The sequence below is a fragment of the Sinorhizobium sp. M4_45 genome (assembly GCF_002885915.1).
Lineage (GTDB): Bacteria > Pseudomonadota > Alphaproteobacteria > Rhizobiales > Rhizobiaceae > Sinorhizobium > Sinorhizobium meliloti_A.
In genome coordinates this window covers 1-25,425 of sequence record NZ_NWVE01000016.1, presented here as the reverse complement: position 1 = coordinate 25,425, position 25,425 = coordinate 1, and the positions used below count along the sequence as shown (strand labels likewise).

The following is a 25,425-nucleotide window of genomic DNA, read 5'->3' as shown; positions in this document are numbered from 1 at the left end:
TCCGAAGCTCTTCGAGCGCGCTCGATTGAGTGGGACCTGTTCTCCAAGCGGATATTCATCAGGGGCGCGCAGCAATCTCGCTGCACATCAGACGCCGTATACATGGCCGCAACCGACCTGTTTACTGGAACCAACTGTATCCTTGACTCGCAGGAGCCATCCATACACGGATTGAGATCGGGGCTGTAAGGCGGCAGGAAGAACAGATGGGCGCCGGCATCGCGGCTGGCGTTGCGCGCCGGCTTGCCCTTGTGGCTGCCGAGATTGTCGAGGATGGCGATATCGCCGCGATCGAGGGTTGGTGCCAGGCATTGCTCGACCCAGGCGGTGAAGGCAATGCCGTTGATCGGGCCATCGAGCACGAAGGCGCGAGGATGCGGTCGTGGCGCAGTCCGGCGAGAAGGTCAGCGTCTTCCAATGATGGGTGGACGCCCCCGACGGCACCGATATGCCAGAATGGAGGTGTGCTCAGCAAATCAGAGGAGGCGCCCATGACCGAAGTTAGCACCATCGGCCTGGATCTGGCCAAGAATGTCTTTCAGGCACACGGAGCGAGCGCTGCGGGAGACGTCTTGTTCCGCAGGAAGCTAAGACGCGACCAGGTACTGGGCTTCTTTGCAGCTCAGCCGCCTTGCCTTGTAGCGATGGAAGCATGGCCCGGCGCCCATTATTGCGGTCGGGAGATCGGGAAGTTCGGCCACACGGTCCGGCTGATCGCACCTGTCTATGTGAGGCCCTTTGTTAAACGGCAGAAGAACGACATGTCGGACGCAGAGGCGATCTGCGAGGCGGCGCAACGCTGTCGGGCGCCTCATCGAGCAAATCGAGGATCCTGCATCGAGTGTCCCGGAGGCCGCTCGCTCTTGCCTAGTCCTCCTCGTTGAGCGGTTGCGTCATTTGCAAGAGCAGATCTGCGTGCTCGATGCTGAGATCTCTGCCCGCGCCAAGGCAGACGGCACGACCCGGCGCCTGATGACTGTGCCTGGGATCGGCCCCCTGATCGCGACCGCGATAGAGGCGCTTGCACCGCCAGCGGAGACGTTCCGGTCGGGCCGTGGCTTCGCTGCCTGGGTCGGATTAACACCGGTGCAGCGCTTGACAGGCGGCAAGGAACGGCTGGGCCGAACATCCAGGATGGGAGAGCGAACCCTGCGACGGCTTCTTATTATCGCAGCGAGCGCCGTGGTCCGCTGGGCCAAGCGCAAAGGGGTTCCTAAAGGCTCCTGGCTCGGGCGGATGCTCGAGCGTAAGCCGCCGATGCTGGTGATTGTCGCACTGGCGAACAAGAATGCCCGTATCGCCTGGGCACTGCTGACGAAGGGAGAAAGCTACCGAGCTCCGGCCGTACCCGCCTGAACGGGACGGGCGTGAGGCCGTTAGCGGCGTGAGAAGGTCAAAGGACAGGTATGGCGCAACGTCGGCGAGGCGGGATCAGGAGAACCAGGCGCATGGGGAGCGCTTCGAGCGCGTTCCAATGATGTGGACCTGATCCTCGAACTCCATACGGGCCCGCGGCCATCGACAAGGCCGCAACAGAGGCCGAACACATGACAGCACCCGATCACGCGCAGCATCCTGCACCAAAGATTCGCCTAAGCCAGTCCGCCGGGAGCGCGCCCGGTCCGCCTGGATTTGATGGAGATCAATGCGCAGAAGGCGGTGTTGGTGTATGTGCGATCAGAGACTGGGACCGCCCTTCGTTCAAGCCGAGGAGTAGACCGAATGCCTCAGCCGACCACTCCATCATTCGCAGACACACTCGCCTATTCGCTCGATGCCTGGCAGCGTTCTATCCTGTTTCTAGACGTGATGCGCCAGCGTCGTGAGCAGTGTCGGGAATACAGCGCGCAGACCGCTCCGAAGGTGCTGAACTATAACGCGGAACTTGTCGTCGACGGTCGCACGCTCGATAGACCGGTTAATTATGCGTTTGCCCGGATTATCCCGGCCGAGGGCGTCGTTGTCGACACGCTGAAGCGATCTTTTGTCGCCGTCGAGCCGCTCGCCGGCTAGGTGATCGGCAACAGGCCGGCTGGGCGCTGATGATCCTCGTATCGCTGCGCCCGGAACTGTTCGGGGCAATCGTCATCACACCAAACGAATGACTTCAAGGGTACCCAGGAGAACATGGGAACCCCGGTGCTAGATCAAGTGGGGTTCGAAATGATCGTATACGTCGCCGAGATTTCAGGACGCGGCATCGCCGCTTTTGACGCAGCCAACGACATTGAAGCGCAAGCGCAGTTGGCAAACAGGGGACTCCTACGGGACCTGATCGTCTTGCAGAATGAGGGTCGCGCGCTCTGGGATGGTGTCGCGGACATCCATTTGCGGACGGCGACCCCTGAGGAGACTGAGATCTGGCAAATAAGCCGGACGGCGGCTGTTCAGTCAGGTGAGGATTCCGATGACGAGGGTCGACATGTCTTCCTAGTCCCCGTCGTCGATCCTTCTCATGACAATTTCGACGATGACGATGACCCGCACCATGACGACGACCGTGACGGCGACTGAAAACGGATGACGCGGCCCTGATCGAGGAAGGGGCGGACTGCGTGCGGGCTGCCCATCCCCGGCATTATGATGCCGTCCGAAAAGGTCGACGGATAGAGCGAGAATTGGCCGCGCGGTCAAGCCGAAACCTCCGATCTTCTGGTCGCGCTGCCCGCCAAAAATCAATCCGGAGCGCCCCATGAATAACGTACAACCCATTCGAATTGGTTTTCTGCTACTGGGCGTCGCTCCAATCCTCTTTTGGATGCTGCTTGGAGTTTCCTGGGCACAGCAGGCTCCCGTAGGCCTGCCGCCCGAAAAGGCACAACAGTTCCTCGATCTGCTCTCTGATCCGCAGGTGAAGACATGGCTCGAGGCTAAGATCCCTTCGGCTGCCGCGGAGCCGCCTGCCGGGTCGCCCGTCGAGACCATATCGAGCTGGGAGGCCGCCATCCGCGATCGCATCAACGGGCTTATGGGCGCAGTTCCCCGCATACCAGAGGAGCTGGCAAGGGGCGCCGCTGTTGTCTCGCGCGACGTGAACTCGGGCAGGCCCGGGCTGGTGGTCAGCATATTGGCCGTTCTGATTGCCGTTGGCCTCGGCGCCGAGTGGCTGATCCGGAGGGTCTTCGCCCGGGCACGCAAATCCGGGGCAAACGAGAACGCCGGACAAGAGATCCTGTCCGAGATCGCTGCCTTGCTGACATTTGCCTTGGCCAGCGTCGGTTCATTCCTGGTATTCGAATGGCCACCCTTGCTGCGTAAGATCATCCTTGCGCTGCTTCTAGCCGTCATCGTGTTTCGGGTCGTCCGAGCGATCGGCAAGTTGCTGTTTGCCTTGAGCGGCGCCAGCGGCATTGCCGATCAGCCGTCGTCAGCTTTTGAAAGCGATGCGGCCCGTCGTTTCTGGCTTTGGAGGATCAGCATTATTGCGGGGTTTCTTCTATTCGGCTGGGCCATCGTCAGTCTCATGCCCGCTTTGAGCTTCTCCAATGAGGTAACCCGGCTTGCTGCCTTTCTGTTCGGGTTGGGCATTCTGGTAACCGCAGTCGAGGTCGTCTGGCGGCGCCCCGACAAGCCGGCTTCGCTTGTCGTCAAGTCACTGCTTACCCTCTATCTAGTCGTGCTTTGGTCGGCTTGGGTAGCGGGATTGCTAGGACTGCTGTGGCTGGGCATCTATTCGCTGCTCTTACCGCCTCTGGTGCGCGGCGTTGGCGATGTGGCGCAGGCCTTAGCGACCAGAGCACAGCGCACCGGGCCTCCCGGCATCGTACTGAGCGTGGTCATAGTCAGGGGTGCCAGGGCAGCGGTGATCGCCGCCGCGGTCGCATGGCTCGCCTACATCTGGCGCATCAGAGCTGCAGCCCTCGCCGGCAGCGAACCCGGCGCGATCGTGATACCGGGATTGCTCAACGGTATCATCGCCCTCTTGGTCGCCGACCTGCTTTGGCAGATGTCAAAGGCGTTAATCGCTTATCGGATGGGACTTGGGCCGAAGGACGGTTCCAACATCGATGAACTCGCCCGCAGCGGCCGGTTACGGACGCTCTTGCCGATATTCCGCAACGTGCTCGCTGTCTTCATCGGCGCCGTTACCGTGCTGACGATCCTGTCCGGACTGGGCGTGCAGATAGCACCGTTGATTGCCGGGGCGGGTATTTTCGGCGTTGCCATCGGATTCGGATCGCAGACGCTGGTCAAGGACGTCCTGAGCGGCGTTTTCTACATGCTCGACGATGCCTTCCGTGTCGGTGAGTACATCCAGAGCGGCAGCTACAAGGGCACGGTCGAATCGTTCAGCCTGCGGTCGGTCAGGCTGCGGCATCACCGCGGCCCGATCTTCACAGTGCCGTTCGGCGAGCTGGGAGCCGTTCAGAACATGAGCCGCGACTGGGTGATCGACAAGATGACTCTCAACGTCACTTACGATGCCGACGTAGACCTCGCACGGAAGCTCATCAAGAAGGTCGGCCAGGAGCTGGCTGCGGATCCGGAGTTCGCGGCCGACACGATTGAGCCCTTAAAGATGCAGGGCGTCGACAGCTTCGGCGACTTTGCGATCGTGCTCAGGATGAAGCTGATGACCAAACCGGGCGCGCAGTTCACTATAAAGCGACGAGCCTTCATGATGATCAAGAAGGCATTCGATGAGAACGGCATCAAAATCGCGGTTCCAACCGTTCATGTCTCGGGAGGAAGCGACAACGCCGCCGCCGCGCAGCAAGCGCTCAACATGAGGAAGGCCGCCGAGCTGGCGGCGAACAAGGCACCTGTAGGCCTTTAACCCTAAGCCACGATGATTTTGGATTGAGTCAATTCAAAATCATAAGGGCGATGGACTCTCATAATTTCGAGCGTAAACGCGCAAGCGGCCCCACGTAGCGTGACCGCTTACGCTAGGGGCGGGAAGCAGGGCGGAAAACTGCTCTCCCGCTCTGCTTTCGGGGCTTCGTCGCGGCTGATCGGGGCGATCGACCTCGCCTTGCCCTTGGAGTGGTAGGCGCTTGTACGCGGAACGCCTTCGTCGCAACGCGCGCCAGATTTCAGGCGCACGTTCGCGTCCGCTCGATCGCCGCCTTGGTCTGGCCGACAGACATTCGTCGCCCGCTGCAACTATGCGATCCAGAGCAACGCACTGGTGCGTAACGAATTCGAAACGCGCCGCAGGGACGTTCTCGAGTGATTTCGCCGAACGCTCGACGATAAACATGCCCGCTTTGTAAAACGTGGGTCGGACAGCTCTCCTTTTGAGGGAAAGGGGAACACTCGCAAAGTTCGCATGCGGTAATACACCATCCCCCGCGTGCGGGCTAATCCTGTCGTTCGGCTGCATTGTTTGCTTAGATGGGAACTGATTCAAGGAAACATGCAGCAATTCAAGATGCTACAACGCCCCTTGTGCGTCTGATAAGACGCTGGGCGCTTGGCAGCGACGCATCGTCGAGCCGGTCTAGTCTACCGGTCTAAACTCCTCGCCAACGCTCTTCCAGACGATCCCGGCGATTGCTGCACCGAAAAGCGGCGCAATCCAGAAGAGCCAGAGTTGGGAAAGCGCCCAGCCGCCGACGAACAGCGCCGGTCCGGTCGAGCGCGCCGGGTTCACCGAGGTATTGGTGACCGGGATGGAGACAAGATGGATCAAGGTGAGAGCGAGGCCGATCGCAATCGGCGCGAAGCCCGCTGGCACCCGACGATGCGTCGAGCCGAGAATGATGATGAGGAAGAAGAATGTCATCACGACCTCTGTGACGAGCGCTGCCGTCAGCGAATAGCCACCCGGCGAGTGCTCGCCGTAGCCGTTGGCGGCGAAGCTCCCCAGCTGGAAATCCGCCTTGCCGGTAGCAATCACGTAAAGCACCGCGGCAGCAATAATCGCGCCTGCGACCTGCGCGATGACGTAGCTGACCAGGCTGGCGGCCGGAACTCTGCCGGCCACGGCAAGCCCCAGCGACACGGCCGGATTGAAATGCCCGCCGGAAATTCCGCCGACCGTATATGCCATGGTCAGAACAGTGAGACCGAATGCGAAGGAGACCCCAAGCAAGCCGATGCCAACCTGCGGAAATGCGGAGGCAAGCACCGCACTCCCGCAACCGCCGAGAACAAGCCAACACGTCCCGAGAAATTCTGCACAAAGCTTCTTGAACATGAAATTCTCCCCCGGAATCCGCTCTACGGTGGCTTAAACTGTCGCCGATGCAAGAACGCTTTATTTGCATCAGTTTCGTTTTCGCGAACAACCGTTGTTTTGCGAGTGCATTGAGCCCCGCCTGCGCTTCAAGGGGGCGCTCCAGCGAGACCCGTTCTGAGCGGTGGTCGAAAGCGCGTCACTAGCAATTATAGACACCCGCGGCACAGCGCCGGGTCGTTCGCCGAGCGACACCGGCCACACTAACCGGGGTCAGCGGCCGACCAACTCTGGCAACGGCAGAAGAGACGAGACTGGGGATCGAAACAACTGACTGGTCCCGCGCAAGATCACCGATGCAAAGTCCTGCCCAGGTGAGAGAGATGATTAGCATGCGTTTACAAAAGGTCATTTTCCCCCTCCTCCTACAAAATTCTCCGGCAATTCGCCTAGGTTACCCTTCAGGTCGTTAACATCGATCTTTTCGGCATCAGTCGGGTTCTTGAAGCTAAAATCACCGAGCGTAACCCCATCCCCAGACTTCCAATCCCTGATCTGGACGCTGTATTCCGGTCCACCCTTGACCAGTCTGGAAGTAATGACGAAGCGGCATGGGTGAGGTTGTGCTCCTTGTGCGACCCAGATCTGAAAATCCACATCGTCCTTGCGGAAGGCGAGCGAATCGCACTCGGCACCATTGATGACGCCGCTTCCCAGGTCTTTCGAATCGTAAACACCCTGGATCAGCTCGTCATATGCATTGGTCAACAACAAGTCGGCGGCAGGCAAGGGTAATCCATACTTGTCCTTCAACTCGTCTACAAGATGATCGACCGTGCCGGGGATTTCGACTTGTGTATACTTATTGACGTTCTTTCCTAAAAGCGTGAGCGTCTTACCATCGAAAAGGGACTCGACATCGACAAAGCCGCCGGAACGGGTCGTGTGCACCTTGTCCGGCCGGCTGAGGGTCACAGTCCCTGAACTCGCCAGCCCGAGTTTTTGATCACTGTTGGTGACAACTTGTAGATTTGCATCGTACGCGAACGATATCGCTTTCTGGGCTGCCAAATAATCAGACATGGCCTTGAGCAGCTTCTTGGCTTCGGCCGAGTCGGTGAACCTCATGAGCTCGACCCGACGGTTGAGCGCTTTTCCTTCATCTGTCTCATTGCTAGCGATCGGCCGGCTCTGCCCAGCGCCCGCCGCCAGCAACTTGCCGGCATCGATCCCTCGTTCGACCAGCGCGGCCTTGATCGTGTTGGCACGCTCAAGTGAAAGACGTTCATTGCTTTCTGCACTGCCGCTTGCGTCAGTATGGCCGACAATTCTCAAGCTCCAATCAGGGAAGTTCTTGAGCGCGGTCGCTATATCATCGAGAAGCGGCTTCGCACCTGGTTGTAATGTTGACTGGCCGGTGTCGAAGCTTAGGCCATGGACATCGTACTGCTCTCTGGTCTGCAAGGCCTGCTGCATGGATTCTTTGCTGTACTGCTTGACCGTGTCTGCCACGCTTTGTGACCAGCACGGGACATTAGTGGCCGCCACAAGAGCGCCCGCCATGAGCAGTTTTCGAGCAACGCCCTCACATAGCGAGGCATTTCGGCCAAATTTTCGCCAGCGCAGGTCGTATTTGCTGTCTCCGAAAATCGTAATGTGTGCGTTTGACATCGGCTAAATCCTTCTCACGACTTGTGAATCTGGCTACCGAGCACTAAATTCTTTATATTTTGGAACAAGACATACTGGAAAGGAAAGTAATCTTAGCAGGCGTTCGGCAAGAAGTGTAGTACATTATTCAAACTGGTGAAGTTCGCGTGGGTGTGAACCGCGCCAGGTTGGCCGAAACTTTCTCATCGTTCTTCGCCTGGTTGGGGCGAATGAGGACCAAGATAGTAAGCGCAGCTGCTGGGGACCTGAAACATGCCTATGGTTTTTTCTGAGCGCCGCCACCGACGGAAAGCTCCCCTATGGATATCATGTCCGACCCGTAGCAAAGCGTCACCGGCGCAAAGCGGCAAGACGGACCCGAAGAAATGCCAGCGGACTTACTGCATGTTTCCCCAAGTCGTATCCGATTAAAAGATTGCAAAGTGCTGAAGCGACCCGTGTGGGCTCAAATATGGGACGGCGGCGCTGTAGGTCTAAGCCAGTCAGCCATCGCTTCCAGAGCGGCGAGCTTTCTGACTGAATTTTATGGGGTGCCCATAACGCAGAGCGAATTGCCGAACGCGTCGAATGGTAGGATATCCGATGGCTGGCCGGCGAAGGCGTGGACCACGGACTGCAGGAAGAGCATGAAGGCGGCGACCAGCGCCAGCGCCCGGCTCAATCCCGTCCGTTTGTCTCGCCATCATCCATTCTCCATTCTGGCGCTGCGATTACAAATAGACGAGCCTCCGGAACCAACCATTGTTCCAGATCAACAACCGTGGTGTCGTAGAGATATCCGCCTTCGCCGCGGCCACTTGATAGGCGGCAAAGTGATTGCGGCTGTCACCCGTCAACTTGCTTGGGCACTCTGACCCCACGCATGACGCCAATCGCAGCTCCCACAGTCCCCCCGGCGACCACGCCCGCAGAGCCGCCAGCAAGGACCGCAATCAGGCAATTGAGGACGGCAGCCCCCAAAGCGGAACCCGACAGGAAAACGATACCCGCGACGAGTCCGACCAGAGCACCGATCGCTCCAAGGGCAATTGCAAATAGGGTGACAGACTCCGACGGATCGATCTGCCGGTCGGGAACCTCTTTTTGTGTCGTATCCGGCCCCTCCGTGGCTCGCTCCAGTGGGCGGTTGTCCAGACGTTCATCCGTGTTTGGCATTGGATACTCCGGAGTAGAGCTTCGATTCACCGTCCTCTTTCGGGGAACGCTGGCGTCTGCTGGCAGTTCCGTCCCGGACCCGGTCCGGCAACGGTCCCTCGTCCTCCTCATCGTCCAGCAGGATCCTCTCGGCCGCTCCGTCGAGATCATCGTACTGCCCGGAGCGCAGCGACCAGAAGAATGCCAGTAGTCCGACGAAGCCCATCGCCAAGGCAACCGGAACGAGGAGAGCAAGATAATTCATATCTTTACCGTGGCTGGTTTGGTCGCGCCGAAGGTGCGCGGCCCCTTTTTAACCTTTGCACCTTGGCGCAGCGCGTTTCCAACGACGACGATCGAGGACAGCGACATGGCAAGCGCAGCAGCGAGCGGCGTGACCTGTCCGGCAATCGCGAAGGGCACGCTGACGACGTTGTAGGCGATTGCCATTGCGAAGTTCTGGCGGATCAGCACGTCGGCCCTCGCCGCGGTCTGGATGATGTCTCGGACAGCCAGCAGGCTCTGACCGAGAAAAACGAAGTCGGATGCGCTCCGTCCGACGTCCGTTGCCGACGAGGGGGCGATCGACACGTGCGCGGCCGCCAGCGCCGGCGCATCGTTCAGACCGTCGCCGATCATCAGCACCTTGCGGCCTGTCGCCGCGAGTGCCCTGATGGCCTCGACCTTTTCACCCGGAAGCAGCTCAGCCGAAAACGCCTCGATGTCCAATTGCCCGGCGATGGACGAAACCGCGGCACTACGATCTCCCGAAAAGATGCGCACCGAAAGGCCGGCCCAGCGCAGCGTCTGGACAAGCTCGCGAGCACCGGGACGAACGGTTTCCTCGAACGCGAAAACCGCTATCGTTTCGCCGTCCTTCGACAGCACGGTTGTCGACGACGTTCCCAAATCGACCTGCTTTGCAGTCGATGCCCAGGACGGGCGTCCGAGACGGTAGACCGCGTCCCCTGCCCGCCCCTCGATGCCGCAGCCATGAACCTCCTCGAGGCTGTCGAATTCCACAGGGGTCACGGGCCGTCGAGGCTCTGCCAAGGCGATGGCGACGGACGCGGGATGCCGTGAGACCCTCGCCATCGCGGCTGCCAGAGACAGGAGCCGGGGCTGAATGTCGCCCGCGTTGACGAGGCGCATCTCGCCGAGGGTCAGCGTCCCGGTCTTGTCGAAGAGTACGGTGTCGATTTCGTTCAACCGCTCGAATGCGGATCCGTCGCGCGCCATGATGCCGCGTTCAAAGAGGCGCCTTACCGCCACTACCTGCACCATCGGAACGGCAAGTCCAAGGGCGCAGGGGCAGGTTATGACAAGTACGGCGATCGCAATGGTGACGGATTTGTGGAGGTCTCCGGTTCCAAAGAGCCATGCGACCATGGAAAGGAGGGCGACGCCATGCACGACTGGCGCATACAGGCTTGCAGCGCGATCCGCGATGCGACGGTAAGTGGAGCGTCCGCTCTCGGCAGCCTCCATCATGCGGGTCATCTCGGCCAGGAAGGAACCGTCGGCGGATGCGGTCGCCAAGAGGGTCAGCGGATTGGCGAGGTTCATCACGCCCGCCTGCAATGCGCTTCCCGGCGCGGCACGCCTCCACTCGCTCTCCCCTGAAACGATCGAAGCATCAAGCTCCGAGGCGCCTTTGACGACAACGCCGTCGACCGGCACGCGCTCGCCGGCGGCGACAAGCAGACGCATGCCCGGCTGGATCTCGGAAAGCGGGACGTAGTCAATCGCCTCGTCTGTCTGGACGACACTCGCGCCACGCGGCGAGAGCCTTGCAAGCGCTCCCACGGCCGAACGCGCCCGGCCCCGCATCAGATGGTCCAAAGTTCGGCCTGCCAGCAGAACGAACAGCAGGGACGTGCTCGCGTCGAAATAGGCAAAGGCCGCGTTGTGAAGGGTGTCGTAGACGCTCAGGGCGAAGGCGAGGAGAACGCCGACGCTGATCGGAACGTCCATGTTGGTGCGACCATGCCGCAGCGCCGCCCAGGCCGAGCGGTAGAAGAACCTCCCGGAATAGACGATCGCCGGCAGAGCGAGCGCCGCCGACACCAGGTGGAACGCATGGCGCGTCGCGGGATCGGCCCCGGACCAAACCGATACCGAGAGGATCATGATGTTCATCGCCGAGAAACCCGCGACCGCGAGCGCCTTCAAAAGGGAGGCAAGCACCGGGTCCTGTGTCTCCTCCTCGATGGAGGCCAGATGCGAAGCATAGCCGATCTTCGCAAGCGCAGCGGCGAAATCCGGACACTCGTCGTCATTGCCCCGCCAGTTGATGGTGACCCGCCGGACGGACAGGTTCACTCGGGCAAGCTCGACACCGGGGAATTTTCGGAGAGCGCCTTCGACGGCAGCGATGCAGGCGGCGCAATGCACATCGGGCAGCGTCAAAATGGTCTGGCGAAGCCCGTCGCCTAGGTCGCGGCTCGCCAGCCGGATCTCCTCGGCGCGCGCTGTGTTGCCGCCGATGCCCGCGGTGATTGGAACAGCAATGCCCGAGCAGCAGGACATGGCTAGCGCACCGCTCTGTAGGCGTGCCAGGTGGCATGCCCGAGCAAGGGGAAGATCACGACCAGACCGAGCAGACCGGTGGCGAGGCAGAACAGGAACAGTCCCAGCACGATAGCGCCCCAGACGAGCATCGGACGGAGGTTGTTCCAGACGAGCGCCACGCTGACGCCCATGGCCGTAAACGCGTCGATGCGCTGGTCGAGCAGCATCGGGATGGAGAACACGCTGATGGCGAAGGAAAATCCGGCAAAAAGCGCGCCGATGAAAATGCCGACTGCAAGCATGGCCCAGCCGGTGGGCGTCGTTAGCAGCAGTTGCGTGACATGCCCCAGGCCGGGAAACGGCCGCACCCCGAAGAACAAGGCATAGATGAGCACGGCCGCGCGCATCCACAGCAGCATGAGCATGCAGAGCAGAAGGCCGGTAAAGAACACCTGGGCGCCGGCCACCGGCCTGACGCGCAGCATGCTCCCGAGACTGACCGGCTCGGATCGCTCGAGGCGCGAACTCTTCAAATAGAGCCCCGTCGCGAACAGCGGCGCGATGATCATAAAACCTGCAACTGCGGGGAACAGGAAATAGTCGCGTCCGGTGGCGAACAGGAGCCAGATGATCAGGAAGGAAACCACAAAGACGGCTACCCCGTAGCTCAGGCTGAGCATCGGATACGTGATCAGATCACGCCAACCTTTCGCGAGCCACCCAAAGGGTGCCTGGGCCGGCAGATGGCGTTGCCACTTCGGGTTCCAGGTCTCCTCTATGCCTGAGACCTCGCCTACCCACCGCTGTAACTTTCCAGTCCCTGACATATGTCTCTCCACGGGTGCACCATGACGTCAGCAGGATGATTTCGCGGCCCTGTACCGTCCCGGAGCCGATCCCGTTTCCTTCAGGTGAGCGACGCATCCGGGATCGCTGTCGATCGCGATGTAAAGCATGTGGGCGTTGGCACCGAGAAAGATGGCCGCGGCGACGAGACCCCACCAGGCTAGCAGCGACCTGTTTCGTCTTGCGGCAGCTTTCGTCATTACGGCTTCTCCACGCCCAGAGAGTTGACGTAGAGCGCCAAAATCTTGATCTCCGCGGGTGTCAGCCGCTCGTCCCATGTCGGCATATGACCTTGGCGCCCGCCGTGGACGGATTCGATGATACCCTGCATCGTGCCGCCATAGATCCAATAGGCGTCGGTCAGGTTCGGAGCGCCGACCTCCCGACTGCCTCTCGCGTCCTCGCCGTGGCAGGCGGCGCAAGTGGTGAGGAACACTTCCCTGCCCGCCTCGATCCGGCCAATGTTCTCAGGCGTGGAGTATCCGGGATTGGTCAGCGAATAGACATAGGCGGCGACGTCGCGGACCTGATTGCGTTCGAGCATCTGGTCGCGTCCGAAGGAGGGCATCTGCGCAACGCGGCTTTCGGGATGGCGCGTGTTGATGCCGACCCTGAGGGTCTGTGCGATATCCTCCGGTCCGCCGCCCCAAAGCCAATCGTCGTCGGTCAGATCCGGATAATTGCTCCGGCCCTTTCCGTCGACGCCGTGGCAGACGGCGCAGTTGTCGCCGAACAACTGATGGCCGGTGGAGCGGACAGTCTCCATCAACTGCTCGTCCGCCCTTATCTGCTCGTAGGAGAGCGTATCAATCCTCTTCTCCCAAACCGCCCTGGCTGCAGCCGCGGCGGTAAGCTTCTCTTCGACGACATTCCGCTCGTCGATTCCGAGCAGGCCCTTCGTATAGGTGGTGCCGAGCGGCCACGTCGGCAGCAGCACCCACCAGATCAGCGCGAAGACATGGGTGACGACCAGGAAAAGCAGCACTCCTCGGGGAACCGGCGTGTCCAGTTCCTTGATGCCGTTCCACTCATGTCCGGTGGTCTTGCGGCCGCTGATCGGATCGACTTCCTCTACGTCCATGGCTGGTCGTCCTCATCGAGAATGTCCCTCTTGGCACGATCGAAACGCTCGCGGTTAGCGGGCCAGAACGCGTAGACGATCACGCAGATCGAGAACCCGATGAGGTAGAAGAGCCCCCAGGTCTTCGCCGCCTCCACCAATGTCTCGTGGGTCACGTCCATGACGACGTTGTCCTTTCTCGCTCAATCGCTGGGGTCGGGTACCTGTTCCGGCGCCACGGTGTTCTGGTATGCCGCCTTGGTCAATCTTCCCAGGACCTGCAGATAGGCGACGAGCGCATCCATCTCCGTGACCCGAGTTGCCACCCCGTCGAAGGCGCTGACCTGCGTCTCCTCTCCATAGCGTTCCGTCACGCCGGAAGCGTGCTCGCTGTCGGGCACCGCCTGACCGAAGGCGTCCCGCGCGGCGTTCTCGATCATCTCGTTGGTATAGGGCACGCCTACGCGTCGCTGCGCCTCCAGATGGGAGCCGAGGTCGTCCAGCCGGAGCGGCGCCCGCGCCAGCCAGGCATAGGCCGGCATGTTCGACTCCGGCACGACGTCCCGCGGATTGGTGAGATGGGCTACATGCCAGAAATCGGAATATTTGCCTCCTACCCTGGCGAGATCCGGTCCGGTCCGCTTCGATCCCCAGAGCATCGGGTGATCATATTTGGATTCGACCGCCAACGAGAAGGGGCCGTAGCGCTCGACCTCGTCGCGCAGCGTGCGGATCATCTGGCTGTGGCAGGCATAGCAGCCCTCGCGGATGTAGATGTTGCGGCCGGCCAGTTCCAGAGGCGTGTAGAGACGCATGTCCTCGACGTCCTCCACCGTCTCGTCGATGGTGAAGAGCGGAGCGATCTCCACGATGCCGCCGACGCTGGCCGCCAAGATGATCGCCAGCACGAATCCGATGGCCGTCCGCTCGAGCTTTCGATGGATAAGTTCGCGCATGTTGCTACTCCGCCGGTCCCGTTGCCGCGCCCTCCGGCAACGGTGCGGCGACCGGAACGTCATCGTGTCGTTCAGCCAGGACAGGGACGCCGCGAACGGTCATCCAGATGTTGTAGGTGGCGACAACGGCTCCGATCAGGAACAGCAGGCCGCCGAAGGCGCGTGCAATGTAGTAGGGGTACATCGCCACCAGGGAATCCACGAAGGAATAGGCGAGCGTCCCCTCCCCGGTATAGGTCCGCCACATCAGGCCCTGAATGATGCCCGAGTTCCACATTGCGAAGACGTATATCACGGTGCCGGCGAAGGCGAGCCAGAAATGGACCTCAACGAGGGCTGCCGAATACATCCTCTCGCGCTTCCAGATCGCCGGCACGAGCGTGTAGAGCGAACCGTAGGTGATCAACGCCACCCAACCCAGGGCGCCTGCGTGGACATGGCCGACTGTCCAGTCGGTGTAGTGCGAAAGCGAATTGACGGGACGAACGGCGAGGAACGATCCCTCGAAGGTCGAGAGCCCGTAGAAGAAGGCGGCCATCATGATGAAGCGCAGCGTCGCGTCGTCGCGAACCTTGTGCCAGGCCCCGTTCAACGTCAGCAGGGCATTGCCGGCCGATGCCCATGAGGGAACCAGCAGCATCACCGAGAACGTCATTCCGAGGTTCTGCACCCAGTGCGGCAGGGCCGTGTAGTGAAGGTGGTGGGAGCCGGCCCACATGTAGAAGAAGGTTATGCCCCAAAAGCTGAGGATCGACAGCCGGTAGGAAAAGATGGGCCGCTCGGCTCGTTTCGGCAGGTAGTAGTAGAGCATCGCCAGGAAGCCTGCCGTCAGGAAGAAGGCGACCGCATTGTGCCCGTACCACCACTGCACCATCGAGTCCTGCACGCCCGCCCAGATCGTGTAGCTCTTGGCATGGCCGAGCGAGACCGGAACTGCCAGGTTGTTGATGATGTGCAGGATCGCCACGACCACGATGAAGGCCATGTAGTACCAGTTGGCGACGTAGATGTGCGGCTCCCTGCGGCGCGCCAGCGTTCGGATGTAGAGGACGAAATAGGTGACCCAGACGATGACGAGCCAGAGGTCGGCATACCATTCCGCCTCGGCATATTCCTTCGATTGCGTCACACCCATGAAATAGCCGGTCACTGCCAGGATGCAGAAGAGGTTGTAGCCGAACAGCACGAACCACGGACTGAGTTGATCTGCCAGCCGGGCGCGCGAGGTCCTTTGAACAACATGGAAAGAGGTTGCGATCAGGGCGTTGCCGCCGAACCCGAAAATGACGCCGGTCGTGTGGGCCGGCCTGATCCGCCCGAAGCTCGCCCAGGCGGTGTCGAAATTGAGGCTCGGCCAGGCTAGCTGCGCCGCCGCCCAGACGCCGATGAACATGCCGAAGATCGCCCAGAACAGTGTGAACCAGACGCCGACCTTGATGGGATCGTCGTAGTAGCGCGAGATGCGCGACGGGTCCGGGGGAGGTCCAAACGAGCTGGACATGATGAGGTACAGCAATGCAAGGCTATAAAAGAGGACAACCGCTCCGTGTACTCCGAGCGGGTCGAACCGGCCGGCCGCCGCCATGGCAATACCGACAATAGCCAGGACGAGCAGTATTGCCGCGGCCAGGTCACGTTCACGCGTCGTCAACTGTCCCATGAAGTTGCTCCCTCGTCGTGAACGCCCCCTGACAACGATCATCTATTTCCCGAGGGAACAAATCAAGGCTTCAGTCGATCTCTTGCCGATACGCACCTAGACTTGTGGTTCGGTGCTCCGGGGCACGGCACATGGTTCCCCCATCCGCGCGTGACGTGGTTAGGAGACCAGCCAACCGCAGTCGTCTGGGACGGGACTCACCGAAAGATGCGACTCCGTGGCTCTGGACGCAAGAAGATCGCATTGGATCCTTCTAACCATCGCGTGTAGCGCCGCGTCAGAAGCGCTCCAGCGCGTGCCTGTCGTAAATCTCGATCATTCTACGCTTTACGGTCACTCCCGACTGGCGAAGCGCCGAAGAGGCACGTGACAGGGCTTCCGGGGCGAGGCCAAGTTTCACCCGCAATTGGCTGAACCGTGCCGGCATGTCTCTAAGAGACCCGTTTCACGCCGGGTGGCTGCCATGTCCCTTTGCCCGCAGGAAGGATCGAGGGTGGCGTAGTCTTCGGCCAATATAGCCGCATCACCAGATAGATTGTGCCATCCGGGGCCGGAAGCCAATTTGCTTCCTTGCCCGCACCGGGGTTGTCTTTTTGAATGTACAGCGTCAGCGAGCCGTCCCGCTCCGTCTTCATCCCCGGCAACATCGGAGAATTGATGAGGTAGCGATTGATCGGGTTCTTGACCAGGAACTGGCTCTTGCCGTCATACATCGTAACGGACCAGAACGCATTCACAGGCGGCAACTGGCCGGGTGGAAAGGTGAGTGTGTACTTGTGCTTGCTGCCGTCGAGCGGTTCCCCGGTCGCATCCGTTCTGGTGAAGGGGTACATGGCCTCTACTGCATCGTTGCCATAAAGGCCTGCCTTTGCAGCTCCGGCCCGCCTCAACCAATCGCCGTTGAAGAAGACCTCGTCGCCGAGAAGCGAGCTGACGTTCCAGCCGTTGATGGGTTTGTTTCCGCTGGCCAGCCATTTGTTGATTTTATCGTCACCCAGCTTCATGCCTATCAGCATCTCGGCTTTGTGTTCGAGCGATAGTTCCTTGAACTCGAAGGTCTTGCCGGGACCTATGCCTATCGTGGCTAGCTTCGCACGGATCGCCTGGTCCCTTGGCGTCTCAGGAACGAATTGCAGGGCTGCTTCCAGATATTGGAAGAAGTTGTCCTTGATCCCGGCGGTGGTGGCAGGAACGAACGCGATCTCCGGCGCGGCGGTCGGGGCGGGTTGTTTCAGGAATGCGGAAAGCGGCTGCGCCTTGTAGCCGGCCTGCACCTTTTCCACGTTCGGCATGTCTTCTACGTTGATAAGCTGGGTCCGAAAGTTGGCGAATACGAACGGGGTGGTCGATCGGAAGACCTGCTTGATGCCCTTGGGCTTCTCGCCTTTCCAGTCGGGTCCGACAACGAGATAGGAACCCGGCTCGGTCCCGGTGGCGCGAGAGCCGATATATCCGAAATTGTAGGTGTTGCCGTCAATGAGCTGAACCGAGTAATAGCGCTCCTTGTCGACCGCCGGCACCGAGACCACCACCGGTTCAACGCGCAAGTCCAGCCAGAGGATCGAGTAAGGGGTGTCGCTGTTCGGCGTGATGATTGCCGTATCCTCGGGGCTGGCGACCTGGTGCATGTTGTTGATTTCGTTGAACGGTGCCTTGAACTGACCCGAGTCCCTGTTTACAGCGAACTCCTGCATGACCGCATAGTTCATCACCAGCGGTAAGCCGTAGATGAAACCTTCTTCGGCGATGTCCTTGGCCTCCAGCGGACTCGGCCATTCGGCCTTGTCCTGCGCAATCACCGTAGTGGAGTTCGCCGTCGCGGCGACGAGTGCCCCTATCGCAGCAGAGCGAAGCAGATCGCGTTTCGTAATCATTCTAGACTTCCTTTGGGTTCGTAGATGCGCCGCACCCGGATGTGCCGCTCCTCGCAGTTATCTCACCTCTTCGATCTCGCCCGGCCGCCACGTCTTGTCGAACCAGGGTTCGAGCGGACCGTAGAGGCGGAGGAGCGAGAACCAGCCCTTGCCCGGAACCGTCTCGATCCAGTTGCTGTCCTTGCCCGCGGGAGCCTTGGGTCCAAAGTAGAGATCGACCGAGCCGTCGGCGTTGGCGACCAGTTTGTCGCGCTTGCTGTTCCTGCTTGGGAAGGGCTGGCTCGTCTGCAGTTCGGAGCGTGTCTGGGGATCGTAGAGCACGACCGACCAGAAGTCCTTTGCCGGAGGGTTGGACGGTACGTTCAACCGGTAGGTCTTTGCGCCATCGAAGGCGTTACCGGTAGCGTCGGCGGTAATCAGGGCATATTGCGACCCCTTGCCGATCAATTTCGCGGCCATTGCCGGCGTGTTTACCGTGGCCATATAGAAGAAGTTGGTGCGGGCATCCTTGTTGCGGCCAGAGACGCCGTCGAGGTCAATCCAGCGATAATCGCTGCCGACGAAACCGCTCCTCCATTGGCTGTTCGGATACAACGGAGAGCGAGGATCGCGGTTGTGGAAAGCAATCGACCGCGCCGTGGCGTTGCCGATGCCGACGGCGTCGGTCAGAATCTTCGTCATCCGATCGTCAGGGGCGAACGATCTGCCCTTGCGAATGCCGATGCCAGCCGCCAGGCCCCGCAATTCGGGATCGAACAGGTCGATCGGTTCCTTCTGGATGACGTGGTCGAGCTCCTTGTAGAACTCGAAAGTGTTTGCGTGGACCGTGTTGAAGGCGACCTTCGAGCCGTCGAGGAACTCCATCTTCGGCGGATTGCTCTTCTTGGCGAGCGGGTAGACCTTGAGTCCCTCGCGGAACAGCTTTGACGCTGCGTCCGGCTTGCCGTCGACGAGGAAGCCGCGAAGGATCAGCCAGTTCACATGAGACGGAGAGCGCGCCACATAGTAGTCGCCGCCCTCGCTCTTATCCTTCGGGAGGTCGCCCTTGTAGTCCGCCGGGACGATGAGGTACTTGCCGCCCTTGCCCTGGTCCGGTCCGGGCGCGCCCATGTCGATGACGAAGCGGAAGAACGCGTCGTTGACAGTGCCGGGTCCGGTGCCGGGCGGAACCTCGACGACAGTCGGCCCGTCGGTCTCCAGGTCGAGGAACACGGAGCAGTAGACGGTGTCCGTGTTGCCGGTGAGCAGAAGGGGGTTGGAGTCGAGCAGTTGGTCGAAGATGAGCGCTTGGTTGGCCTTGGTCGCGCCCATTTCGGCATTGCCCATCCGAAGGGCCTCCAGGCTCGCTGCCGGCATGAAATTGAGGAAGACCTCGACGCCGCGGAGAGTGTCGAGGTAGTCGTAGATTTTCCCGGCGGTCTCTGCGGTGGGCACGCCATCCGCGAAATTCAGCGTCCCTATGCTCGATTCGACTTTGTCCGGCGTCAGGATTTGCTCGGGAATTTTGGTGTTGTAGCCAGGCCTCGGTGATTGCGCGTACGATGTCGTGACGGCCAACGCGGCAACGAACGCTGCGGCAATGGGGCCGTATTTGCGGGCGATTTTCATGATCCTGTCCTTCAATATCAATTCGATATGTGATTTTCGCTAATTGCTGGAATCAGTCCACGTAGACGACGACGTAGCGGCCGCCATAGGGCTGGTAATAGGTTGCTCCGCACTGCCATAAAACCGTACCGCTGACGCTCGTCTTCACGCATGCGGCAGGCAGGGCGGCCACGTAGATCGCCGAACGCCGTATCGTCCGGCGCGTGGTGCGCCGCGCGACGCCGGCGACGCTGGCGGGGGTCAGCGGCCGGCCGACGCGCGCCTGGGCATTGCCGATGAAGACCGCGCCGTGGCCCGACAGCCTTGCAGTCCATCCGTCAACGGTCACAAGGGCGGCGATCATGGCCGCAGCCGAGATGTATCTGTGCGACGTCCGTTTCATGCTCATTGCTGTGCCTCCAGGAGCAGGTCGCCAACGACATCAGTGTGGACCACGTCCACCTTCCTTGCGTCGGTCGGCGGCTTAAACTCGAACGATTTCGAGCTAACGCCGCCTGTGGCCCAATTTCGGAACCGCAGCGTGTATTGTGGCGAACCTGTCACCCATTTTGTGGTGATCACGTATTTCAATGGCAGATTCTGCTCGCCCTTGCTGATCCAGAGCTGCCAGTCCACGTCATCGTTCCGGAACGCCAGATGATCGCACAGCATGCCGCCCACGAAGGCGGTGCCGACCAACGATCCCGAAAGCACGCCTTCCGCTAGCGCTGCATACGGATCGGCGGACAGGAAGTCGGCCCCGGCGGCGTCAAATCCTGTCGCCGCCTGAATCTCCGCGACCGCTTCGTCGATCGAGGGGCCAGGACTGTCGATCCGGGCGTAGACGTTAAGCCGCTTGCCATAGAGGGAAACAACCTTGCCATCGAAGCTGATCTCAGTGTCCGTATACGGGCCCTGCCGCGTCATGCGGAACCCCGCGGATCGGGACATCGCGATCCGCCCCGACGCGCTGTACTGGATTTTCTCCCCGTCCAGCTGGACGACCTCATGGTCTGTATCGTATTCGACAGAGAACTCCTGCAGTGCCTGCAACTGATCGGTCATGGCGCGCAGGACGGAATCCGCATCCGGATTGATTACGCTCTGGGCTCGGGACGGCGCATTCGACAGCGCGACGGCCATTGCGGCGACCGCCAGTCCCCCCGCTCGACGTCTCGTCCCGGAAACGAGATTGGCACCCACATTCTGTTGCTTCATGTCACTCTCTCTCACCTAGAACGATGCTTGGGTGCATCGCCAATGACTTATCGGGCGGTCGCTTCACCCGGGGCTCCCCGGACCCGGCTTCCACGCTCCGTGCTCTGCAAGCGCCTGGCCGATTTCGTTGGCGAGGCAATCGATAAGCTCCTGCCACTCGCGCTGCCGCTCTTCAGGTTGCCTGGCGGATTGCGGAACCCGGGCCAGCGCGTCCTCGGCCTCTGCGAGCTCACCGCACAAGTCGTAGAAATCCTCGCTCATTCTCATCAGACGGCGGACCGTGAATTCGGCCTGTGGGAAGCGGCGCGCCGCCGCTGAAAATGCCTGCTCCCTGCCCGTCAGGTCGTTGATCTTGGTCATCGCCGCTCCCATCAGCAGGCAGCCTATGCGGAGTTTCGGTATGTGCGCAGGAGAACTGCTGTAACTTACGTGGTAAACTGTTGCCCGCCGGCTACCGGGAGGCGATCGCGCAGTGCTTCCCCAAGTTCTTGCGGTCACCGTCGCACTAAGATGATCTATCACCGGTTGTCGCAGTTGCGTTTCACACCCTTGATGTATAGCTTGTGCTACTGGATGCGTCCTCCGGCTGGCGGGAAGGCCGGCGTCTTCTCTTTCACGTACGGGGGTGCCGTGATTCACCTTGCAGCATCGGAAGCGGAGAAACCGCAGTCCACGGACTCCAGGTGTCTCGCCCAGCTCGCCCGCATCCGGCAGAGCGCCGAGTTCGACGCGACCGGCCGCGAGCACCGCTTTCTGCAGTATGTCGTCGAGGAGACCCTCGCCGGGCGCGGCAGCCGGATAAAGGCGTATACCGTTGCCGTGGAAGTGTTTGGCCGGGACAGCACGTTCGATCCGCAGAACGATCCGATCGTGCGCATCGCTGCGAGCCACCTCCGCCGATCTCTCGAGCGCTATTACCTAACGGCTGGGAAATCCGATCCTATTGTCATCGGCATTCCCAAGGGCGGTTATCTCCCCACCTTCTCTGAGCGAGGCTCGCCGGAAGACGCTAATGCGGCGGAAAGTTCGATGCCGACGATGCAGGCTCAGGCAGCAGGACCCAGCGATGCCTCGCCCGTTGCCGCGCGCCCGCCTCCGGGTCCGGGTCCGGGTCCGGGTCCGGGTCCGGATGATGTTCGCGCCCAGTTCGAGCGGATAGTATCGAGCAAGGAATTTCACGGTGGCGGGCGAGGAGACGCGCTCCTGCGCTATATCATCGAGGAGACGCTCGCCGGCCGCGCCGAGCGGATCAAGGGCTACTCGATCGCCATCGAGGTCTTCAAGCGGGATAAGAGCTTCACGCAGGACGATCCGGTCGTGCGTATCGAGGCGGCACGTCTGCGGCGGGCGCTCGAGCGCTACTATCTGGTGGCGGGGCAGAACGATCCGTTGCGGATAGAGGTTCCCAAGGGCGGGTATGGGCCGACGTTTAGCTGGAAGGAAGCCGTGCGTGCCGAATCGGACAGGACGGCGGTTCCGGATGCGTCCGGCCCCATCGTCTCTGCGAGACGGCGGGGCCGGGTGTTGTTGACCGTAGGCGTCGTGGCAGTCGCGGCCGCCGCGATCCTCGGCTACTGGACGATTGATCGGCCGGGGTCGGTTTCCTCAGCGGGCAGTGTTTCGGTGCCCGATGGCCCAACGCTAGTGATCGCGCCCTTCGCGAATCTTGGAGAAGGGCCGAATGCAGAACTCTATACAGATGGTGTGACGGAAGAGCTCCTGACCGCACTTCCTCGATTCAAGGAGATCAAGGTATTCGGTCGCGAGACGTCGAAATCGCTACCGCCGGACGTAGACGTATCGCAGGTCCGGGATGAGCTGGGTGCGCGCTATCTGCTCGCGGGCGGCGTGCGGGTCTCTGGCAGCCGCATCCGAGTGACCGCGCGGCTCGTCGATGCCTCCGACGGAGCGATCCTATGGTCGGAGGACTATGACAACGATCTGCAGTCGCGCGATCTGTTCGCAATCCAGTCCGATGTAGCGAGCAAGGTCGCGACGGCCGTTGCGCAGCCGTACGGCATTATTGCCCAGACGGATGCCGCCAATCCTCCGCCGGACGATCTCGGGGCTTACAGGTGCACACTTAGCTTCTACGAATACCGCGCCGAACTGAGCGTCGAACGCCACGCCAAGGTCAGTGCATGCCTCGCAAGCGCTGTCGCCCGCTATCCAGGCTATGCGACGGCGTGGGCGATGCTGTCGATTACCCATCTCGACGAGGAGCGGTTCAAATTCAATCCGAAGTCCGGCGCTCCGACGGCCATGGAACGGGCGCTTCAGGCGGCGCGCAGGGCCGTCCAGCTTGATCCAGGCAACACTCGCGGTCTTCAGGCGCTTATGACCGCATTGTTCTTCAACGGGCAGTATGCCGAGGCGATGCGCACCGGAGAGCAGGCGCTCGCCATGAACCCGAACGACACCGAGCTCATGGGAGAGCTCGGAACTCGAGTGGCCATGGGCGGCCAATGGCAGCGAGGCGCGGCGCTTCTGGACCGTGCGATTGCGCTCAATCCAGGTGGAGCGGGATACTACCACGGGACTCGCGCCCTCGCGGCCCACATGCTTGGAGACCATCCGGCCGCGGTCGCCGGGATTAGACAGGCCGACCTGCAGAAATTCCCGCTCTTCCACGCCGTGGCCTCGGTCATCTATGCGGAGGCCGGGATGCTGCATGAGGCCCGGCGAGCGGGCGAAACGTTCATGCGGAGGCGCCCGGATTTCGTTCCCAACCTCCAGGCCGAGTTCAAGATGAGAAATCTCCAGCCAAAGGACCAGCTCCGTCTGGTCTCGGGACTTCGAAAGGCGGGATTTTCGATACCGGACGGCGTGGAGGCATCGATTGCGGCAGCGGAAGCAGCCGATGCGAAGTCGCGCTAGAGATATGCGTGTCCTTGCTCGCGTTTCCGATCCGTAACCTCCCTGATGCTACGGGCGCACCGCTCTGTCTTCAGCTAGTTCTGTGTGTGGGCCGGGGGCGGCTGATCGACGGCATACCGCATCTCGCGGGACTCACTCTTAACATGGGGAAACAAGTGACCGGTCAAAATCGCCGCACGATTCACTCCGGACTCTTCCGGCCTCTGCAAAGCATCGTGGTCTGCGGAATGCTCGTTGTCGTTGCGGGATGCGGCGGGCATCCCAAAGGCGTGCTGACGCCGGTCGCCGACAGCATGCCTGCAACGAGCCGGGTTGACATGCTGATCACTACCACCCGTGGCCGTTCAGAAGTGCCCGGGGAGATGTTCACGGGCGAGCGGGCACGCGCGGCAGCCTTCGCGAACATAACGGTCTCGATCCCGCCTGTCCGGAAGGTCGGCGAGGTTGCCTGGCCGAAAAAACTTCCGTCCAATCCGGCCACTGATTTCGCGACGTTGAAGGCGGACGAGCTGACCAGGGATGGAGCCAAGACCTGGCTCAATGCCACGGTCAGGAAGAGCCCTGACCGCAGTGTGCTCGTGTTCATTCACGGCTTCAACAACCGCTTCGAGGACTCCGTCTATCGCTTCGCCCAGATCGTCCATGATTCCGGCGTCCACAGCGCCCCTGTCCTGGTGACATGGCCGTCGCGGGGCAGCCTGCTTGCCTATGGCTATGACCGAGAAAGCACCAATTACACCCGCAATGCGCTGGAATCGCTCTTCCAGTACCTCGCCGCCGATAAAGAGGTGAAGGAGGTGTCGATCCTCGCGCATTCGATGGGGAACTGGCTCACGCTCGAGGCTCTCCGCCAGATGGCGATCCGCAATGACGGCCTGCCCGCCAAATTCAAGAACGTGATGCTTGCGGCTCCGGATGTCGATGTCGACGTCTTCCGCTCGCAAATCGAGGACATGGGCAGCCAGCACCCCCGGTTCACCCTGTTCGTATCCCGTGACGACCGGGCTCTTGCCTTCTCGCGCAGGGTCTGGGGCGACATTCCCCGGCTCGGTTCGATCGACCCCGAGGCCGATCCCTACAAGCAGGAATTGGCGAACAACGAGATCACCGTCATCGATCTTACCAAGATCAAGGCAGGCGACGGCATGCATCACGGCAAGTTCGCCGAGTCCCCGGAAGTCGTCCGGCTCATTGGGGCTCGCATCTCCGAAGGTCAGCCACTGACCGACAGCCGGATGGGTCTCGGAGACCATCTCATTGCGGGCACGACGGGAGCCGCCGCAGCAGCTGGCAGCGCTGCCGGCCTGATCCTCGCTGCTCCGGTCGCCGCCATCGATCCGCATACCAGGGGCAACTACGCCAACCACGTCGGCGCGGCGATGGGACAGTCGGATGGCAAGCAGAAGATCGCCGTGACAGACTGCGTTTCGAGACACTCGGCTGAGCGCGATCCGGCGTGCGCGCCGCAAAACTGACTGGTTTCGTCGCGGGAAGTCGATTTGGATCCTGCGAATTCGGGGCCGACAGTTCCTGTCGACATGGCCTTTATCAACCAAAAACAGCATAACCTCGATAGCCGAGGAATCTGATCGTATGGGGAAGTCAACCTTCGCGGAGCTTGAAGAGCTTAAAACCGTTCACAGCAAGAGCGATATCAGCGCCCTCAAGGTCCGGCTTCCCGAACTCAATATCGAAATCGTTGATCTGGAAAATCAGGCCGATCCGGCAACAAGATAATCTTGACAACGACAGCATATTTACTGTGCTGGCGAACTGCATTCGCTAGGACGTCGACTCATAAACTCTGACACCATATCCTCGCGGCGACGAGCTTTACGGCGGCGAGGTAGTTTTCCGGGTGCTTATCGTATCGGGTTGCGATGCCTCGGAACTGTTTGATCCTATTGAAG

General features: G+C 60.9%; 22 protein-coding genes and 5 pseudogenes. 7 read left to right on the top strand and 20 right to left on the bottom strand.

Going from position 1 to position 25,425, the window contains the following annotated elements; genetic code table 11:
• Positions 1–167: 167 nt before the first annotated feature.
• Positions 168–420 (bottom strand): annotated as a pseudogene (locus CN933_RS32160) (transposase); the annotation flags it as partial.
• Between the two features lie 71 nt (positions 421–491).
• On the opposite strand from CN933_RS32160, the pseudogene CN933_RS29765 reads away from it, so the two are divergent.
• From CN933_RS29765 to CN933_RS29745, 4 genes and pseudogenes are all read left to right on the top strand, one after another.
• Positions 492–1,356: pseudogene (locus tag CN933_RS29765) on the top strand (IS110 family RNA-guided transposase).
• Positions 1,357–1,722: 366 nt separating this feature from the next.
• Positions 1,723–2,010 (top strand): annotated as a pseudogene (locus CN933_RS29760) (DUF3141 domain-containing protein); the annotation flags it as partial.
• Between the two features lie 117 nt (positions 2,011–2,127).
• Positions 2,128–2,514, top strand: coding sequence for a hypothetical protein (locus CN933_RS29755; RefSeq protein ID WP_027988669.1), 387 nt, complete (start codon positions 2,128–2,130; stop codon positions 2,512–2,514).
• 178 nt (positions 2,515–2,692) lie between these two features.
• A complete protein-coding gene (locus CN933_RS29745; protein WP_027988668.1) occupies positions 2,693–4,777 on the top strand; it encodes a mechanosensitive ion channel family protein in 2,085 nt (694 codons plus the stop codon).
• Positions 4,778–5,443: 666 nt separating this feature from the next.
• On the opposite strand, the gene aqpZ is transcribed toward CN933_RS29745, so the two are convergent.
• From aqpZ to CN933_RS29655, 18 genes and pseudogenes are all read right to left on the bottom strand, one after another.
• The gene (aqpZ, locus tag CN933_RS29735) at positions 5,444–6,142 is read right to left on the bottom strand and encodes an aquaporin Z (RefSeq protein WP_017276524.1); all 699 of its coding nucleotides are present in this window, start codon (positions 6,140–6,142) and stop codon (positions 5,444–5,446) included.
• 181 nt (positions 6,143–6,323) lie between these two features.
• Complete coding sequence (locus tag CN933_RS32155) at positions 6,324–6,533, bottom strand: hypothetical protein (RefSeq protein ID WP_080590575.1); 210 nt, start codon at positions 6,531–6,533, stop codon at positions 6,324–6,326.
• Positions 6,530–7,684, bottom strand: a complete 1,155-nt coding sequence (locus CN933_RS29725) for a DUF2092 domain-containing protein (RefSeq protein WP_033050743.1) — start codon at positions 7,682–7,684, stop codon at positions 6,530–6,532. Before CN933_RS29725 ends, CN933_RS32155 begins: the two co-directional genes overlap by 4 nt.
• A gap of 933 nt (positions 7,685–8,617) precedes the next feature.
• Positions 8,618–8,947, bottom strand: coding sequence for a hypothetical protein (locus tag CN933_RS29720; protein ID WP_088895990.1), 330 nt, complete (start codon positions 8,945–8,947; stop codon positions 8,618–8,620).
• A complete protein-coding gene (ccoS, locus tag CN933_RS29715; protein ID WP_088895989.1) occupies positions 8,931–9,191 on the bottom strand; it encodes a cbb3-type cytochrome oxidase assembly protein CcoS in 261 nt (86 codons plus the stop codon). Before ccoS ends, CN933_RS29720 begins: the two co-directional genes overlap by 17 nt.
• Positions 9,188–11,455, bottom strand: coding sequence for a cation-translocating P-type ATPase (locus CN933_RS29710; protein ID WP_102763281.1), 2,268 nt, complete (start codon positions 11,453–11,455; stop codon positions 9,188–9,190). Before CN933_RS29710 ends, ccoS begins: the two co-directional genes overlap by 4 nt.
• Positions 11,456–11,457: 2 nt before the next feature.
• A complete protein-coding gene (locus tag CN933_RS29705; protein ID WP_027988665.1) occupies positions 11,458–12,264 on the bottom strand; it encodes a DUF2189 domain-containing protein in 807 nt (268 codons plus the stop codon).
• A 27-nt stretch (positions 12,265–12,291) separates the two neighbouring features.
• On the bottom strand, positions 12,292–12,483 hold the full coding sequence (locus CN933_RS29700) for a hypothetical protein (protein ID WP_017263166.1): 192 nt from the start codon (positions 12,481–12,483) through the stop codon (positions 12,292–12,294).
• Positions 12,483–13,364, bottom strand: coding sequence for a cytochrome-c oxidase, cbb3-type subunit III (gene ccoP / locus CN933_RS29695; protein ID WP_102763280.1), 882 nt, complete (start codon positions 13,362–13,364; stop codon positions 12,483–12,485). The genes CN933_RS29700 and ccoP overlap by 1 nt, the downstream gene beginning before the upstream one ends.
• Positions 13,355–13,525 carry a CcoQ/FixQ family Cbb3-type cytochrome c oxidase assembly chaperone gene (locus CN933_RS29690; protein WP_014531879.1) on the bottom strand — a complete coding sequence of 57 codons (171 nt, stop codon included), beginning with the start codon at positions 13,523–13,525 and terminating at the stop codon, positions 13,355–13,357. Before CN933_RS29690 ends, ccoP begins: the two co-directional genes overlap by 10 nt.
• 21 nt (positions 13,526–13,546) lie before the next feature.
• Positions 13,547–14,299 (bottom strand): cytochrome-c oxidase, cbb3-type subunit II, encoded by a 753-nt coding sequence (gene ccoO / locus CN933_RS29685; protein ID WP_102763279.1) that lies wholly within the window; start codon positions 14,297–14,299, stop codon positions 13,547–13,549.
• A gap of 4 nt (positions 14,300–14,303) precedes the next feature.
• On the bottom strand, positions 14,304–15,959 hold the full coding sequence (ccoN, locus tag CN933_RS29680; protein ID WP_102763278.1) for a cytochrome-c oxidase, cbb3-type subunit I: 1,656 nt from the start codon (positions 15,957–15,959) through the stop codon (positions 14,304–14,306).
• 277 nt (positions 15,960–16,236) lie between these two features.
• A pseudogene (locus tag CN933_RS32150) lies at positions 16,237–16,365 on the bottom strand (helix-turn-helix domain-containing protein); the annotation flags it as partial.
• 25 nt (positions 16,366–16,390) lie between these two features.
• Complete coding sequence (locus CN933_RS29675) at positions 16,391–17,833, bottom strand: DUF1254 domain-containing protein (RefSeq protein ID WP_102763277.1); 1,443 nt, start codon at positions 17,831–17,833, stop codon at positions 16,391–16,393.
• A gap of 57 nt (positions 17,834–17,890) precedes the next feature.
• Positions 17,891–19,441, bottom strand: coding sequence for a DUF1254 domain-containing protein (locus tag CN933_RS29670; RefSeq protein ID WP_102763305.1), 1,551 nt, complete (start codon positions 19,439–19,441; stop codon positions 17,891–17,893).
• A 52-nt stretch (positions 19,442–19,493) separates the two neighbouring features.
• Positions 19,494–19,829, bottom strand: coding sequence for a hypothetical protein (locus CN933_RS29665; protein ID WP_010967309.1), 336 nt, complete (start codon positions 19,827–19,829; stop codon positions 19,494–19,496).
• A complete protein-coding gene (locus CN933_RS29660) occupies positions 19,826–20,638 on the bottom strand; it encodes a DUF2092 domain-containing protein (protein ID WP_015242542.1) in 813 nt (270 codons plus the stop codon). The genes CN933_RS29665 and CN933_RS29660 overlap by 4 nt, the downstream gene beginning before the upstream one ends.
• 63 nt (positions 20,639–20,701) lie before the next feature.
• Positions 20,702–21,010 carry a hypothetical protein gene (locus CN933_RS29655; protein ID WP_041169800.1) on the bottom strand — a complete coding sequence of 103 codons (309 nt, stop codon included), beginning with the start codon at positions 21,008–21,010 and terminating at the stop codon, positions 20,702–20,704.
• Positions 21,011–21,268: 258 nt separating this feature from the next.
• Between CN933_RS29655 and CN933_RS29650 the strand changes: the two genes are divergently transcribed.
• The 3 genes from CN933_RS29650 to CN933_RS31660 all read left to right on the top strand — a co-directional run bounded on the left by CN933_RS29650 (position 21,269) and on the right by CN933_RS31660 (position 25,252).
• On the top strand, positions 21,269–23,515 hold the full coding sequence (locus CN933_RS29650) for a tetratricopeptide repeat protein (protein ID WP_102763276.1): 2,247 nt from the start codon (positions 21,269–21,271) through the stop codon (positions 23,513–23,515).
• Between the two features lie 8 nt (positions 23,516–23,523).
• Entirely contained in the window at positions 23,524–24,990 is a 1,467-nt protein-coding gene (locus CN933_RS29645) for an alpha/beta hydrolase (RefSeq protein ID WP_180980851.1), read from the top strand.
• Positions 24,991–25,108: 118 nt separating this feature from the next.
• Positions 25,109–25,252, top strand: a complete 144-nt coding sequence (locus CN933_RS31660) for a hypothetical protein (RefSeq protein WP_180980850.1) — start codon at positions 25,109–25,111, stop codon at positions 25,250–25,252.
• A 58-nt stretch (positions 25,253–25,310) separates the two neighbouring features.
• Here the strand turns inward: CN933_RS31660 and CN933_RS29640 are convergent.
• Positions 25,311–25,425 (bottom strand): annotated as a pseudogene (locus CN933_RS29640) (IS5/IS1182 family transposase); the annotation flags it as partial.

Excerpts from the sequence above, each read along its gene's own strand:
- CN933_RS29755 (WP_027988669.1), top strand. The coding sequence starts at position 2,128 with ATGGGAACCCCGGTGCTAGATCAAGTGGGGTTCGAAATGATCGTATAC.
- CN933_RS29745 (WP_027988668.1), top strand. The coding sequence starts at position 2,693 with ATGAATAACGTACAACCCATTCGAATTGGTTTTCTGCTACTGGGCGTC.
- aqpZ (WP_017276524.1), bottom strand. The coding sequence starts at position 6,142 with ATGTTCAAGAAGCTTTGTGCAGAATTTCTCGGGACGTGTTGGCTTGTT.
- CN933_RS32155 (WP_080590575.1), bottom strand. The coding sequence starts at position 6,533 with ATGACCTTTTGTAAACGCATGCTAATCATCTCTCTCACCTGGGCAGGA.
- CN933_RS29725 (WP_033050743.1), bottom strand. The coding sequence starts at position 7,684 with ATGGCGGGCGCTCTTGTGGCGGCCACTAATGTCCCGTGCTGGTCACAA.
- CN933_RS29720 (WP_088895990.1), bottom strand. The coding sequence starts at position 8,947 with ATGCCAAACACGGATGAACGTCTGGACAACCGCCCACTGGAGCGAGCC.
- ccoS (WP_088895989.1), bottom strand. The coding sequence starts at position 9,191 with ATGAATTATCTTGCTCTCCTCGTTCCGGTTGCCTTGGCGATGGGCTTC.
- CN933_RS29710 (WP_102763281.1), bottom strand. The coding sequence starts at position 11,455 with ATGTCCTGCTGCTCGGGCATTGCTGTTCCAATCACCGCGGGCATCGGC.
- CN933_RS29705 (WP_027988665.1), bottom strand. The coding sequence starts at position 12,264 with ATGTCAGGGACTGGAAAGTTACAGCGGTGGGTAGGCGAGGTCTCAGGC.
- CN933_RS29700 (WP_017263166.1), bottom strand. The coding sequence starts at position 12,483 with ATGACGAAAGCTGCCGCAAGACGAAACAGGTCGCTGCTAGCCTGGTGG.
- ccoP (WP_102763280.1), bottom strand. The coding sequence starts at position 13,364 with ATGGACGTAGAGGAAGTCGATCCGATCAGCGGCCGCAAGACCACCGGA.
- CN933_RS29690 (WP_014531879.1), bottom strand. The coding sequence starts at position 13,525 with ATGGACGTGACCCACGAGACATTGGTGGAGGCGGCGAAGACCTGGGGG.
- ccoO (WP_102763279.1), bottom strand. The coding sequence starts at position 14,299 with ATGCGCGAACTTATCCATCGAAAGCTCGAGCGGACGGCCATCGGATTC.
- ccoN (WP_102763278.1), bottom strand. The coding sequence starts at position 15,959 with ATGGGACAGTTGACGACGCGTGAACGTGACCTGGCCGCGGCAATACTG.
- CN933_RS29675 (WP_102763277.1), bottom strand. The coding sequence starts at position 17,833 with ATGATTACGAAACGCGATCTGCTTCGCTCTGCTGCGATAGGGGCACTC.
- CN933_RS29670 (WP_102763305.1), bottom strand. The coding sequence starts at position 19,441 with ATGAAAATCGCCCGCAAATACGGCCCCATTGCCGCAGCGTTCGTTGCC.
- CN933_RS29665 (WP_010967309.1), bottom strand. The coding sequence starts at position 19,829 with ATGAGCATGAAACGGACGTCGCACAGATACATCTCGGCTGCGGCCATG.
- CN933_RS29660 (WP_015242542.1), bottom strand. The coding sequence starts at position 20,638 with ATGAAGCAACAGAATGTGGGTGCCAATCTCGTTTCCGGGACGAGACGT.
- CN933_RS29655 (WP_041169800.1), bottom strand. The coding sequence starts at position 21,010 with ATGGGAGCGGCGATGACCAAGATCAACGACCTGACGGGCAGGGAGCAG.
- CN933_RS31660 (WP_180980850.1), top strand. The coding sequence starts at position 25,109 with ATGGGGAAGTCAACCTTCGCGGAGCTTGAAGAGCTTAAAACCGTTCAC.